This is a genomic window from Streptomyces sp. R21 (assembly GCF_041051975.1).
Lineage (GTDB): Bacteria > Actinomycetota > Actinomycetes > Streptomycetales > Streptomycetaceae > Streptomyces.
The window spans coordinates 9,313,238-9,326,488 of record NZ_CP163435.1 but is presented as its reverse complement, the minus strand read 5'-3'; the positions used below and the strand labels follow the sequence as shown (position 1 = coordinate 9,326,488).

The window sequence follows — 13,251 nt, the reverse complement described above, 5'->3', positions numbered from 1 at the left end:
GCCAGGTCTCCACTGTCGTCGGCGACGCGGCCCGGCAGCAGGGGCCATCCGGCCCTTGGGACAAGGCCTGGCGGCCCCTCGGCGGCCCACGTACGGTGTGATCATCCGCACTCCTGACGTCAAAGGTGGTCATTCATGGCCCTGTTCGACCTGCCCCTCGACGAGCTCCGCAGCTACCGCAGCGCCTCCACGGAGCCCGAGGACTTCGACGCCTTCTGGGCGAAGACACTGCAGGAGGCCCGCGAGCACGATCTGGACGCCCGCTTCGAACCGGTCGAGACACATCTGAAGACCGTCAAGGTGTTCGACGTGACCTTCGCGGGCTTCGGCGGACATCCGATCAAGGGCTGGCTGACGCTCCCGGCCTGGGCGAACGCGCCGCTGCCCGCGGTCGTCGAGTTCGTCGGCTACGGCGGCGGTCGCGGCCTTCCCCATACGCACCTGCTGTGGGCGTCGGCGGGCTTCGCCCACTTCGTGATGGACACCCGCGGCCAGGGCAGCGCCTGGGGCGGCGGCGACACACCGGACCCGGTGGGCGGCGCGCCCGCGTACCCCGGGTTCATGACACGCGGTATCGGCGCCCCCGAAAACTACTACTACCGGCGGGTGTTCACGGATGGCGTGCGCGCCGTGGAGGCGGCCCGTTCGCATCCGCTGGTCGACGCGGCCCGCACCGCGACCGTGGGTGGCAGCCAGGGCGGCGGCATCGCGATCGCGGTCGGCGGCATGGTCCCCGACCTCGCGGCAGTCGCGCCGGATGTGCCGTTCCTGTGTGACTTCCCGCGCTCGACGACGATCACCGACCGCGACCCGTACCGGGAGATAGGCAACTACCTCAAGACCCACCGCGGCCGCAGCGAGCAGGTGCAGCGCACGCTGTCCTACTTCGACGGCGTGCACTTCGCCGCGCGCGGCCGGGCTCCCGCACTGTTCTCGGCGGCCCTGGAGGACCAGACGTGCCCGCCGTCGACGGTCTTCGCGGCCTACAACGCCTGGGCCGACGACAACAAGGCGATCGAGGTCTACGACTTCAACGACCACGAGGGCGGTGGCACCTACCAGGAGGCGGCCAAGCTGCGCTGGCTCCCCGCGCACTTGTGACCTCACACCTGTGACCTCGCACGTCTGACGTCGCAGCGCAGAGAAGCGCCACGGACACGGCATCGAGCAGCGCATCGCTCGATGCCGTTCCACGAGCCGCGGCGGAGTCCTGTTGAATCGATGACCTGCGCAACAGGCTTCTATTACTCTTTGCATCCGCCTGCACACAAGGGGTGCGAATGAGTGACGTGATCGACTGGTCGGCACCGGATGACTCCGGATCGTCGACTCAACGCCGATACGAGTACCAGGCCGACGTGGCAGCGCAGGTGTGCTTGGAGATGCTCCAGGGACTTCCGGCCTTGGAGGTGCTCCAGGGCCTTCCGGTGGCACACATCACCTGCGAGCACTTCGAGGACTTCGTCGTGGCGCGTCGCAGATCCGGCGGTGAGCTGTCATGGCACTTCCATCAGGTCAAGACCCGTGATGAGACGACCCCTTGGAAGTTGTCGGACGTGATCGCCAAGAAGGCGCTCAAGAGTCTGTGGCGCAGCCACCAGGACTTGAGGGACAAGGATCTCGATTACGAGCTCCTCGCCTGCCTTGAAGGCCAACTGGACCTCCGTGAAGCCGAGATGTCCGCACTGGCGAGTGGGAACGGCGGCCGACACCCAGAATGCCTGAAGAGAGTCGCCCAGCACCTCGGGACGACGGACTCGGCCGCTGCCGCTGAGTTCCTCGCCCGCGTTCGCGTCACGGAGCTTCCCCGGCGAACCGATCTCGCCATGAAGAACCTGACCGTTCTCTGGGAGTTGGGACCTGCACAGACCATGACGCAGGCGTCGGACCTTCGGGAACAACTGCGTGGGCTCATCACCAAAGCCATGCAGGGAACCCTGGGGCCCGGCTGGGTCGATCAGCTCATCTTCCGGACGGATCTCTCAAGCGATCTGCGGCGCAAGCGAATCGACGTATCGGCGCTGGCGCACATTCAGCATGCGTTGACATCCGCGGCTCCGCTCATCCCTTGGTCCGTGTGGTGTCAACAGGCTCCCTTGCAGACCACCCCGCTGGCCGCGGCCACGGTCGCCTGCTTCACCGAGCCGGCGATCCGACGCCCGGTCGACGACTGGCTCGCGGACGAGGTGGATGTCTGGCTGCGGAACGACGAGCGCAGGTCGCATGCGTTGGTGCTGGAAGGAGCGCGCGGCAGGGGCAGCACCTGGGCGCTCCTGCGCTCCGCGGAGCGACTGCACCGTATCGAGGGGGAGACGCCCCTCTTCGTGCTCGATACGTTTCCGAGTCTGCGCACCGACAAGCTGCGGGAAGCCATGGCGGTCCAACGCCGCCCGAGCATCCTGGTGATCGACGGGGCAGACGCGGCCGACGCACAGGCCGTGCTGGGGCATCTCATCCTGAACGGCCCGGGCGCGCCCTGTCTCTATCTGATCAGCACACGCGATGCGGACTCGTGGCGACGCTCTCGCCTCTCCGGCCAGGTTCGGATCAAAACCCTGGAACAACTGACGTCCGGTGAGATCGCGGACATGGCCTCCGCTCTCCGTCCGGGAAGTCCCGAACTCACCCATGGCGAGCGGATGGAAGTCGCTCAGTACCGCCGATCGAACTCGATGCACGCCGACCGCATCGCACGTCTGCTCAGCCATGACAGCAAAGAACGTTTCGAGGAGTACGAGAAAGGGCTGTACAGCCTTTACGGAGATATTCGAAACTCCGAACAATTCAATGCGGGCAGATCTTCCGGCATTCTCTTCCTGCTGTACTGCGGGTCGTTCCGTCTCACTGTTCCCGCCTCGCTCCTGTACAGGGCTTTCTCCTTGACTCCGACGGAGTTGGACGCCCATCTCCAAAGATTCCCTACATTCAACGGCGATCTGTACGTCTGGATGGAACAGCCCAGCTCTCTTGTGCGGGTCATCCAGACGATCCGCGATTCCATGGGCTCACAGGCCCTGGACGACCTTCGCTATGAGGCCTATCGATCCGCACTGAAGAGCGTGAACATGAAGTCGGCGGCTCACGTCGATTTCAGTCGGCGCCTCTTCGCCAAGATGTCGCCGCGGGATCAGCGGAGGCTGGTGCGGGAAGAGTCGGACCTGCTGCTTTCCCTAGTAAAGGCGACTGCTCGGTCCAAGGACCTGCCCGCTATGCTCGTCTATTCCTGGTATCCTCTCCTCCTTGCCACGCATTCGCCTGCCCAGGGTGAGGAGGACGGTTCCCTCTCTCCTCTTCTGCACTGGGACAGTTTCGGCGATATCGGGGCCACTCCGGAACCGCGCAGCCCGGCAGACGTGTTGATGATGACGCTTTACCTGGGAAATGCCGGTGCGTCATCGGAGGTGGCGAGGCTGCTGAGCCAGGCCAGTACATGGGATATCGACCCTTGGGTGAAATTCATCGAACTGGTCGAGAAGTGCCCGGGGAAACAGTCGGTTACCGAAAAACTCTTGCCGCTCCTGCGTTCGAACGCACTCGACTTCTACAGTCTGCTCCGCACATCGAACACCGCACAACTGTTGCCGCCCGTTATCCTGAAATTCGGCGGACCGGATGAACAATTGTGGCTGTGGCAGAATATCGTCCGCCTCGTCGACCCGTCCGGAGGCCAGAGCGACGGTATCCGACACAAGTGCTCACGGCATCTGCGCGAGCTCACCAGTCGCTGTTCGATGCACAAACGTCACGACCTTTCTCTTCGGATCCTCAGTTTCTGTGTTTCGTCGGACCACATCGACGACGATCTCTATCGTGTTTTCCAGCGGGAGTTCTTCGACCTCCAGCGCTACTACGCCGATCAGGATCTCGGGCAGCGGGCCGTCAGCGCGCTGTACTCGCTGACCGATCGCTTCGGCCCGAGTCGCGCACAGTTCGCCTGGTCGTCGCTGCTGCGCATCGCGGTTCGATGGTGCCCGGAGGAGGCGGGCCGGCTGTCACGCGAGGCGCTGGACGAGGTGGACAAGCACCTGCGAGGCAATGTTCCTCCCGCGCACTACCAACAACTCCGTTACTCAGCACTGGAGACAGCCATACATACCGGCGCACTCAAGGCCCGGGACGTGGCGAACTTCCTGGCCTTGTTCTCCTTGACGTCCCGCGAGGACCAGTATCAGGGTGTTGCCCGGCTCGCCGCAGCGGGCGCGGTTGCCGCCGATGCCGATCTGCGAGCCGCTTCCCAGCAGTTCCTCGCGGACTGGGCCAACGGCACGCCACGTGATGCGGGGACCGTCTTCCAGGGATATCCCTCCTTCCTCGCCGACTGGTCCGGCGGCATTTCCCCCAAAATGTCGAGCAGCGGCATGCTCAGCCTCCCCACGCTCAAATGTCTGGTGAACGGTCAGCGGTTGACTCTGGGAAGCAGTAAGCAGCATCAGACCCGAGCGCTGCGCATCAGAAGGAACTATGCCCAGATGACGCAGGGAGAGCTCTTCGCGCCCATCATGTCGGAACTGCTGCGCTCCTATCTTCCGGAAGAGGCAAGGGTTCTGCTCTCTCAGCGTTCTCGCAGAGATGCCCAGTTCTGGTGCACCCAGGCACAGATCGAAGCCTTGGAGGGGGATTTTCGGTCGGCGCGCCGCTCCGTGCAGAAAATGCTGTCGGCGTACGAGGTTCAAGGCGCGGGGGCACATCCCGGTGCCGTACGGGATCTGGCGTTGAAAATGGCCGCGTCCGAGACGGGAAACACGCAGCGAGCCTGGTCGCTGGTCGCCCACTTGCAGAAGTTCGCGCCGCTCGACGGTTCCGAGTTCGCCGGCACGTAGCCCCCGCAGCGGGTCGGGGGCTACGCGCGCGGCGGCGGTCAGCCCGCCGTCCCCCGGGGCGCAACCGTGGCGAGGACGGTCGGCAAGGGGTACCAGTCCGCGGAGACCACGCTGGCGTGCTGCTCGGCCAGGAGACTGACGCGTTCCAGGGCCTGTGCCTGGGTGGGGTTGGTGCCGTCGATGGCCGGCGGGACGTTGTGGGCGTCGGTCATGACCACCAGGTAGTGGCGGTTGTCGTACCAGGCGGTGTCGATGGTGCCGTTCGCGTAGGTCGCGGCGTCGCCGTCGAAGACCACGAACCAGGGACGGATCGTCGTGTCCGTGTAACGGGTGCGCGGGTCTCCGGTGGCCGCGTTGTGCACGGCGGGGAAAGCGGCCGCCTCGCGCAGGCGCCCGGCGGCGGCGAGGTCGCGCAGATGCATGGCGTACTCGCGGTCCGTCCAGAGGGTGTCGAGGGGGTTGCCCTCCTCGACGGTGCCGGGGATCAGCTCGACGACGAACTTGCCCGCCATGGCGGAGCGCGCGGGCCAGCCGTCGGCGCGGACGGCCGAGTCGAGGTCGGCATGGGAGCCGACGAGATCGGCGGGGCGCAGCAGGGCGTCGCCGAGCTTGCTGCTCAGCAGAGCGTCCAACTGGGCGGGGCCGCGGCCCTTGTTGGCCTGGAAGCCGTCCTTCATCTCGATCTTCAGCTGGATCGGGCGGTGGCCCGGGTGCGCGTCGTGCCAGGCCTTGATGTCGGCGAGGCAGCCGCCGAGGTCGCGGTTGCGTGACTTGGTGCGCAGCTCCGCGGCGCTCGCGGCGTTCTCGCAGTTGTTGTCGTTGCCGAGCGGATTGCTGTGCGAGACCCGCCAGGAGGAGCCGAACGCGTTGGTCCACACGTCGAGTTCGAGCATCCCGGCGCCCGAGTCCAGCGCGTCGGCGAAGTACGGGTACTTCGCCTTGTCGTAGGCGTTGTGGACGCCCACCCAGGTGCTGGACGAGTACGTCAGGTCCGCGGCCGTCGCCTCGGGTCCCGTGGCCAGCGCGAGCACACCGGCCGCCGCCAGGGCCGTCCCGGTTCGCGTCAGCACCCTCAGTTGTCTTCGCATGTTCCCCGGGCCTCCCGTACCTCAGTGGTCAACTGGGGAGCAGCGTAAGGGTGTTGGCGGACATTCGGCAGATGGCGGGATGACGGTTGCGCGACGTTACCAGGACGTCCGGGTACCGGCCGTGGGCACTGCCCGCAGAGGCGCCGTGCCGACGGCGACGATTGGTGGCTCCCCGCCGCTTCCTTCCAGTCCGACCAGTCGGTACGTTCATGGGGCCGGGCCGCTCCACCTGCGTACCGGCGTCCCGGAATGCCGGTTTCCCGGCGGACGACGGAGGGCCCATGTCCCAGCACGCGCCACACCTTGAAGGCCATTGCGACCCGCGCTTCACGACGGTGCGCGAGGCGTTCGCCGAGAACTTCCGCGCCCGCGGGGAGCTGGGCGCGGCCGTGACCGTCACGCTCGACGGCGAGACCGTGGTGGACCTCTGGGGCGGCTGGGCGGACGCGGCGCGGACCCGGCCGTGGGAGCGCGAGACGCTGGTCAACGTGTGGTCGACGTCGAAGGGGCCGACGGCATTGTGCGCGCACATCCTGGCCGACCGCGGGCTGCTCGACTTCGACGCGCCGGTGGCCACGTACTGGCCGGAGTTCGCGGCGGGCGGCAAGGAATCCGTCCTCGTACGGCATCTGCTGTCGCACCGTGCGGGCCTGGCCGGGCTGCGGGAGCCGCACACTCCGGCGCAGCTCTACGACTGGGAGCTCACAGTCAATCGCCTTGCGGAGCAGGAGCCTTGGTGGGAGCCGGGGTCTCGGTCGGGTTATCACGCGCTGACGTACGGCTTCCTGGTCGGTGAGGTGGTGCGGCGCGTGTCGGGGCTGCTGCCGGGCGCGTTCCTCGAGCGGGAGGTGACCGGACCGCTCGGGATCGACTTCACCATCGGGCTGCCCGAGAAGGAGGCCGAGCGGGCGGCCGAGCTGGTGCATCCGCCGGCCGCGGAGACCAGTGAACAGGCCGCGGTCTTCGCCCAGTTGGCGCCCGTGGCGCTGGCCGCCCTCGCCAATCCGCTGGTCGGCGCCGCCGAGGCGAACACTCCCGAGTGGCGGGCGGCGGAGATCCCGGCCGCGAACGGCCACGCGACAGCGCGTGCGGTCGCCGCGCTGTACGGCGTCTTCGCCGGGCGGGGCACGTACGGCGGGCGGCAGGTGCTCTCGCCCGAGGCCGCGGAGCGGGTGCGCGAGGGACAGGGCGGCTGCCGTGACCTGGTGCTGGGAGCCGGGTTCGCGCACGAGACGGAGGTCGGGCTGGGGTTGTGGCTCAGTGGGTCGAACGGTTCGTACGGACCCAACCCGAGGGCTTTCGGACATGACGGTTTCGGTGGCTCGTGTGGTCTGGCCGACCCCGAAGCGGGCGTGTCGCTGGGGTACGTCATGAACCGGATGGGACCGCACATCGCCGACGACCCAAGGAAGATGACGCTGATCGACGCCTTGTACAGCGCTCTCTGAGCGCAGGCTCGGGGTGTGGTCGACGCGGGCGGAAACCGGCCGAACTGTCCGGCCGGTCTTCCCTGGTGGTTTAGACCAATGCTAGATCTGGTCGCGCACGCAACCCGCTCGGCTTGTGACCACACAGGAGGCGCGGACATGGCCCGCACCACCCGACCGTCCGACCACGAACCCCGCTACTGGAGGATCGCCAGCCAACTGCTCGACGAACTGCGGGACGGCACCGTCGCCCCAGGTGAACGACTGCCGGGCGAACGGCAGTTGGCCGCCCGCTTCGGAGTGAGCCGCGAGACCGTGCGCCAGGCCCTGCAGATCCTGCGGGCCAGCGGCCTGGTCTCCACCGACGGGCGCGGCAGCCACGCGACGCTGCCCGGCGCCACCGCCGAGCACGTACCCTCGCTGGACTTCCCCGTCGGCGCGCACACCACCGAACCATGCACCGTCCACCACACCACCGTGACCTGGGAGGCTCCCCCTCCCGAGCACGCCCGGGCGCTGGGGCTGGCGCCACGGCGTCCGACACTGGTCCATCGCTACGAGTCCGCCGCAGCCGACGGGAGGGGCCGCAGGACGGCGGTGACGTCCTTCTCCGCCGTCGCGGTGAGCGAGGTCGAGGAGCTGGCCCGCTACCGCGACCGTGCGGACGGGTCGGCCTCGGCGCAGCTGCGGCGGGCCTACGACTGGATGCGCAAGGCCGGGCTGACCCTGCACCACCGCGACTCCATCCAGCAACTGCCGCCGTCCGTACGGGTCACCCGGCGCGTGCACGACCAGTACGACCGCCCCCTGGAGATCACCGACCTGCTCGTGGACGCCCAACAGGACGCCCTGGTCTACGAGTTCACTCTGCCGGCGGCCGGGTGACTCCCCAGTTCCGGCGCCCGCCGCCGAGCGGGCGCCGTCACCGGTACAACCCCCGAGGCCTCGCGAGTGTCCAGAACATGACCAGGTGGCCAACGCCCGGTCAACCATCGTTCCCGCCGCTCCCCCCACGAGGAGACCCACCGTGCGCCAGCACCTCCGCCCCTCGGCAGCCGTCGTGGCCGCTTTCGCGATCGCCGCCGCCGTTCCCGCAGTCGCCGCTCCGGTGGCGCATGCCGAGGAGGCCGGTCCTGACCTGGTGATCTCGACTCTGCCCGGTGCGACCCCCAAGCCCGGTGAGGTGTACGACGAGTCCGTCACCCTCACCAACAACGGCACGGCGGCGGCGGACGGCGTCGCGTTCCGGATACGGCTGACCCGCGGGCTCGACTTCCCCGAGCCGGTCAAGGGCTGCACGTATTCGACCCTCGAGGACCAGGTCCGGCAGGCGCTGTGCGAACTCGACACGGTCATCGAACCGGGCGCCTCCGTCACCACGCCCGTACGGTTCAAGGCGCTCCCCAAGGCGCTGATGGAGTCCGTGGAGTACGGCACCGGACGCGCCGGTGAGGTCCCGGGCGAGGGGTACTCCGAGAGCTATCGCCGACTGACCCTGACCGCGGACAGCACGGCCGACCTCGCCGCGACCGGCGACCGGGCGAAGGCGCGGCCCGGCAGCACCGTCACCGTCAAGGCGTCGTTGCGCAACGACGGCCCGGGCTGGATCCAGAACCAGGAGAGCGACGACCAGGTGGCCCTGATGGTGACGATTCCGCCCGGCACGGTGGCCGCCGAAGTACCCAAGGACTGCGCGCCGTTCAACATCGACGGCCCGAGTGGTCCGTCGGCGCCGGGCAAGCCGCAGTACGTCTGCTGGCCCGCCGACTCCACCCTCGAGGTCGGCCAGTCCCTCACCTACACCTTTGTCCTGGACGTCAAGAAAACCGCGCAGGACACCGCGGGCGAGGTGCGAGCGACCTCCGTGTACGGCATCGACCCGGCCTTCGACAAGAACCCCGCGAACGACACGGCCCACCTGCGCATCGACGTGCCCGGCGGCAACGACGAGCCCAGCCCGGGCACTTCGGACGGCACCACCACCAGCGGCGGTGCCGGCAACGGCGACGGCGGCAATCACCCACAGGGCCAGGCCGCCGGCGGTTCCGGTACGACGGGTTCCACGACCACGGGCTCCACGACCACCGGTTCCACGTCGGCGAACCCATCGACAGGCGGCTCCACCGACGTCTCCGCCCAAGGCCACCTGGCGAGCACCGGCTCCGACGGCACCACTCTGGTCGCCGGTGCCGCCGCTGCCGCCGCGACGCTGGGCGGCCTCCTGATCCTGGCCGTACGGCGCCGGGCGGGCACCAAGTCGGCGTGACAGCTCCGGTCCGGGGATGAGGGAACGGCGCGGCCATGGTGGCCCGATGGACGGGCGTTCCCCTCGCCGGACTACCGCATCAGCCGTGCCGCAGGCAGAGCGTGCCCCACTGGAAACCGGCGCCGATGGCGGACAGGACATAGGTGTCGCCGGGGCGCAGGTGTCCGTTGGTCCGGCTGTGGTGCAGTGCGGTGAGGGTGCCCGCGGAGCCGGTGTTGCCGATGCGGTCGAGGGTGATGGGGGCCCGTTCCATCGGGACGCCCAGGTGCGCGCGCGGTCGGCCCGCAGGGCACCCTTGAGGATGAGCGCGGTCGAAGGGAGCGGCTGGTCCCAGGTGTAGGTGGCGACGATGATCGCGTCGAGGTCCGCAGGGGCGAGGCCTGTCACCGCGAGGGCGGGCCGCGCGGCGGCCAGACACATGTCGGAGGTCGCCAACTCCGGGGCGAGGCGGCGGCGTTCGCGGATCCCCGTGCGGCTCACGATCCACTCGTCGGTCGTGTCCAGCGTCTCCATCAACTGCCGGTTGGTGACCACGGTCGGCGGAAGGTGTACGGCGGTCCCGGTCACGGCGAAGGGAACCGGCAGGCCACCGCCGCTGTGGCTGAACACCGGGTGCTCCTGGCACGCCGGGTGCTCCTGCGGCACGGCCGTGCTCATACTGACGCTCATGCGACGGTGCTCCGATCGGCGGCCACGAGCGTGTCGAGGTCGGTGTAGAAGCGCCCGGACGGGCAGGGAAGGCCGAGCAGAATGCGGCGCGCGGCGTGTGCGGTGAGCGCGCCGTCCAGCGCGACACCGGAGGCGAGCTGGGGCCAGCTGCTGAGGGTGACGCCGATCTGCTCGATGGAGGCGGTCAGTTCGGGGCTGATCCGCTCGCGGTCGACCATGGTGAGGATGAGGTCGGCTTTCTGCGCGAAGGTGAGGTCCGTGAGGTCCTGGGAGGTGGTGGTGCCGAGCAGTCCGTGGAGCAGGGGCCGTGCCGGTTCCAGGTCGAAGCGCTCGACGTCGAGCAGACCGCGGTCATTGGCGTCCATGACCACCGGGATGCCCAGGTCGCGGGCCCACTCACGGGCGGCGACCTTCACATACGGGGTGTCGCACTCCTCGACCAGGAGGTCGATCGGGCCGCTCCCGCCGCTGAAGAAGTCCCGCATCGTGTCGCCGGTCAGGCCGGACTCGTAGATCTCGATGTCGAGGTAGGGGTCGATCTCCAGCATCTGCCGGGCGGCGATCACCGCCTTGTTCAGGCCCAGTTCGTGCACTCCGGCACGCAGCCGGTTCAGGTTGGACAGGCTCAGCTCGTCGAAGTCGGCGAGTTTGAAGGCGCCGCCGATGCCCTCCATCGCGAACGTCAGCGCGGCGCTGTTGCCCACCGACAGACCCACGATCCCCACCCGGCGCTCGAACAGCCCGCGCTGTTCGGGCCGGTCGATACGGCCCCGGTTGCGGTCGGTGCGGACGAGCCGGAACTCCTCGCGCGGCAGCACGTGCACCAGCCTCGCCGACCACGGGTACCAGGCCCAGGTGCCGTACTCCCACACGTCGACGCCCGCGAGCTGCTCCTCCTTGGCTGTCCGCAACGCTCCAGGGCCGAAGCGTCGGCCCGGTTCGCGGCTGGTGACCAGCTCCGTCAGCTGCGTCTCGATCGTGTCGCACACCTCGCGGACCCGCCCCGACTCCATCAGGTCGACGAGAGCGGCGCGCTCCGTTGCGCGTACGGGATGGAGGAGGCGTGGCCGCCAGGCGGTGGTGTCCGGCGTCGTCCGACGAGCCTGCGTCAGAGCGGGAGGCACTGACTGCCGTGCCCGCGGGCGGACTTCGAGCCGTACCCGCTCCGGGTCGGCGACGACGGAGGGGAAGACGGTCTGCAGGTGGTCGACAAGCTCGGTGTACTGACCGGAACTCGCCGCCGCCCGGTACAGCAGCACGATCACGTCCTCCGTGTACCGCTCGACGTATCGGCGCGTCCCGTCGACCGGCCGGAATCCGAAGCGGTGGTGGAAACGATCCTGCCCGTCCGCCGTACCGGACGTGCCGATCATCGCCTTCGCGCCCAGGTACTGCGCGGCACCGATCGCCATCGCGTTCAGGTAGACACCCAACCCCAGCTTGCGGGCATGGTGTTCCACGACCAGGCGGCTGTGCTCGAACACCTCCCCGGCGCCGAAGCCGTACTCCCGCAGGACGTCCTCGTACCGCTGCTCGCCGAGGTAGGCCCGTGACTGGAACAGCCCGCCGGTCTCCGGAGTCGACAGGCGCACATACCCCAGCGGCGGGCCGTCGGGCTCACGCCGGGCGATGAAGTGCCAGGCGCCGTGGTCCAGTTACTGACCGTCGACGTGCGCGCCGCCCGCGTCCCGGAACGCGGGGCGCCTGCCGTGGTCGAAGAGGACACGGGCCCGCAGCTCGCGCAACGCGTCCACCAGCTCGTTATCCGCCCGTTCGCCGCTCGGCGTCCGGAACGCGGTGACGAGCCACGGCGCGCCCTGCCCCATCAAGAACTCCATCGCCACCCCTCACACGGGCCGTCAGGCCCTGAGTGGATCAAGGGCTTGATCGCCCGGAGGAGAAACGATCACTTCGACGAATCGGCACGGGACGGGCGGCAGCGATTCCGTACGCGGCGGCCGGCGTCAGTGCGGGCCTTCGCCGTCCGTGCGGGTGGCCACGACCATCCGGCAGCGCGGGCTGCCGTCGGAGCGGTGCCCGAACTCGGGCAGTGACTGGAGCTGTACGTCGAAGCCGGCGCCGGCCAGTTCACGCTGGACGTCGGCGAGCCGGAAGGCGCGGTAGTACATGACGAACGGCGGACGCCAGAGCGCGTTGCGCAGCCGCATGGCCGCGTCGAAGCCCAGCAGGGCCCAGTACCAGGGCGAGCCGGCCGGGGCCGGGGCGGGCAGGGGGAACGCGAAACGACCGCCCGGCCGCAGCACGGAGTGGACCTGGGCGAACAGGTTCGGCCGCTCGCGCGGCAGGAAGTGCCCGAACGCACCGAAGCTCACGACGAGGTCGAAGGCGGGTCCGAACGGCAGGGCGCGGGCGTCACCGCGCACCCAGGCCAGGCGCGGCGGCGCCCCGTCGGCGCGGGCCCGCTCCCGCCCGACGGCCAGCATGCCCGCGCTGATGTCGATCCCGGTGACACTCTTCCGGCACAGCCGCCCGAGCACGTCCATGCCCGCGCCGGTACCGCAGCACAGGTCGAGCCCGCTGTCGAACGGGCCCATCCGGCCGAGGGCGCGCCCCACCGCATCGAGGATCGAGTCCGGTGTACGGAACGGGGTGTCGTCGAACTTGGGAGCCAGCAGGTCGTAGCCGTGCTCGACGGACGAGAGTGCCTGGACCGCCAGTTCGCGGAGTGTGGGACCTTGCGGGGTGAACATCGGGGTCAGCTTAGGGCAGCGCGGGGTCCCGAGCGTTCGGGCTGCCCGTGGCGGGCATGGCTCAGCCTCCCAGGCGCAGGCCCGCGAGCCAGACGTCGGGCGTGCCCATGGTGCCCGGCAGGCGGTCGGTGGCCGTCGTCGCCGGAGCGCTGCTCGCGCCCCGGCGGCGGCGCGGAACGAGGAGGGCGGCGGCGCTCTTGGCGGGGCGGGTAACGAGGGCGGTGGTGATGCTCATGGCGTAACTCCCGTGTCGTTGAGGTCCTTGCACCC

Annotated in this window: 11 protein-coding genes; 5 read left to right on the top strand and 6 right to left on the bottom strand. The window is 69.0% G+C overall.

What is annotated here, in order from left to right:
* The first annotated feature begins 135 nt into the window (after positions 1-135).
* Together AB5J56_RS41760 and AB5J56_RS41755 are read left to right on the top strand one after the other, a co-directional pair.
* Positions 136-1,101 (top strand): acetylxylan esterase, encoded by a 966-nt coding sequence (locus tag AB5J56_RS41760; RefSeq protein ID WP_369241157.1) that lies wholly within the window; start codon positions 136-138, stop codon positions 1,099-1,101.
* Positions 1,102-1,280: 179 nt separating this feature from the next.
* Positions 1,281-4,820 (top strand): dsDNA nuclease domain-containing protein, encoded by a 3,540-nt coding sequence (locus tag AB5J56_RS41755; RefSeq protein ID WP_369241155.1) that lies wholly within the window; start codon positions 1,281-1,283, stop codon positions 4,818-4,820.
* A 38-nt stretch (positions 4,821-4,858) separates the two neighbouring features.
* Here AB5J56_RS41755 and AB5J56_RS41750 read toward each other — a convergent pair whose 3' ends face one another.
* A complete protein-coding gene (locus AB5J56_RS41750; protein ID WP_369243096.1) occupies positions 4,859-5,851 on the bottom strand; it encodes a phosphatidylinositol-specific phospholipase C domain-containing protein in 993 nt (330 codons plus the stop codon).
* A gap of 338 nt (positions 5,852-6,189) precedes the next feature.
* Here AB5J56_RS41750 and AB5J56_RS41745 point away from each other — a divergent pair, with 338 nt between their 5' ends.
* The 3 genes from AB5J56_RS41745 to AB5J56_RS41735 all read left to right on the top strand — a co-directional run bounded on the left by AB5J56_RS41745 (position 6,190) and on the right by AB5J56_RS41735 (position 9,601).
* Positions 6,190-7,356, top strand: coding sequence for a serine hydrolase domain-containing protein (locus AB5J56_RS41745; protein ID WP_369241153.1), 1,167 nt, complete (start codon positions 6,190-6,192; stop codon positions 7,354-7,356).
* 138 nt (positions 7,357-7,494) lie between these two features.
* Entirely contained in the window at positions 7,495-8,220 is a 726-nt protein-coding gene (locus tag AB5J56_RS41740) for a GntR family transcriptional regulator (RefSeq protein WP_369241151.1), read from the top strand.
* A gap of 142 nt (positions 8,221-8,362) precedes the next feature.
* Positions 8,363-9,601: a hypothetical protein gene (locus AB5J56_RS41735; RefSeq protein WP_369241149.1), complete on the top strand. Its 1,239-nt coding sequence runs from the start codon at positions 8,363-8,365 to the stop codon at positions 9,599-9,601.
* 79 nt (positions 9,602-9,680) lie between these two features.
* On the opposite strand, the gene AB5J56_RS41730 is transcribed toward AB5J56_RS41735, so the two are convergent.
* The 5 genes from AB5J56_RS41730 to AB5J56_RS41710 all read right to left on the bottom strand — a co-directional run bounded on the left by AB5J56_RS41730 (position 9,681) and on the right by AB5J56_RS41710 (position 13,216).
* Positions 9,681-9,854 carry a 3-oxoacyl-[acyl-carrier-protein] synthase III C-terminal domain-containing protein gene (locus AB5J56_RS41730; RefSeq protein WP_369241147.1) on the bottom strand — a complete coding sequence of 58 codons (174 nt, stop codon included), beginning with the start codon at positions 9,852-9,854 and terminating at the stop codon, positions 9,681-9,683.
* Between the two features lie 412 nt (positions 9,855-10,266).
* Positions 10,267-11,862 carry a ThiF family adenylyltransferase gene (locus tag AB5J56_RS41725; protein ID WP_369241145.1) on the bottom strand — a complete coding sequence of 532 codons (1,596 nt, stop codon included), beginning with the start codon at positions 11,860-11,862 and terminating at the stop codon, positions 10,267-10,269.
* 63 nt (positions 11,863-11,925) lie between these two features.
* The gene (locus AB5J56_RS41720; RefSeq protein ID WP_369241143.1) at positions 11,926-12,108 is read right to left on the bottom strand and encodes a hypothetical protein; all 183 of its coding nucleotides are present in this window, start codon (positions 12,106-12,108) and stop codon (positions 11,926-11,928) included.
* A gap of 126 nt (positions 12,109-12,234) precedes the next feature.
* The gene (locus tag AB5J56_RS41715; RefSeq protein ID WP_369241141.1) at positions 12,235-12,981 is read right to left on the bottom strand and encodes a class I SAM-dependent methyltransferase; all 747 of its coding nucleotides are present in this window, start codon (positions 12,979-12,981) and stop codon (positions 12,235-12,237) included.
* A 61-nt stretch (positions 12,982-13,042) separates the two neighbouring features.
* Positions 13,043-13,216: a hypothetical protein gene (locus tag AB5J56_RS41710; RefSeq protein ID WP_369241139.1), complete on the bottom strand. Its 174-nt coding sequence runs from the start codon at positions 13,214-13,216 to the stop codon at positions 13,043-13,045.
* Positions 13,217-13,251: the final 35 nt, after the last annotated feature.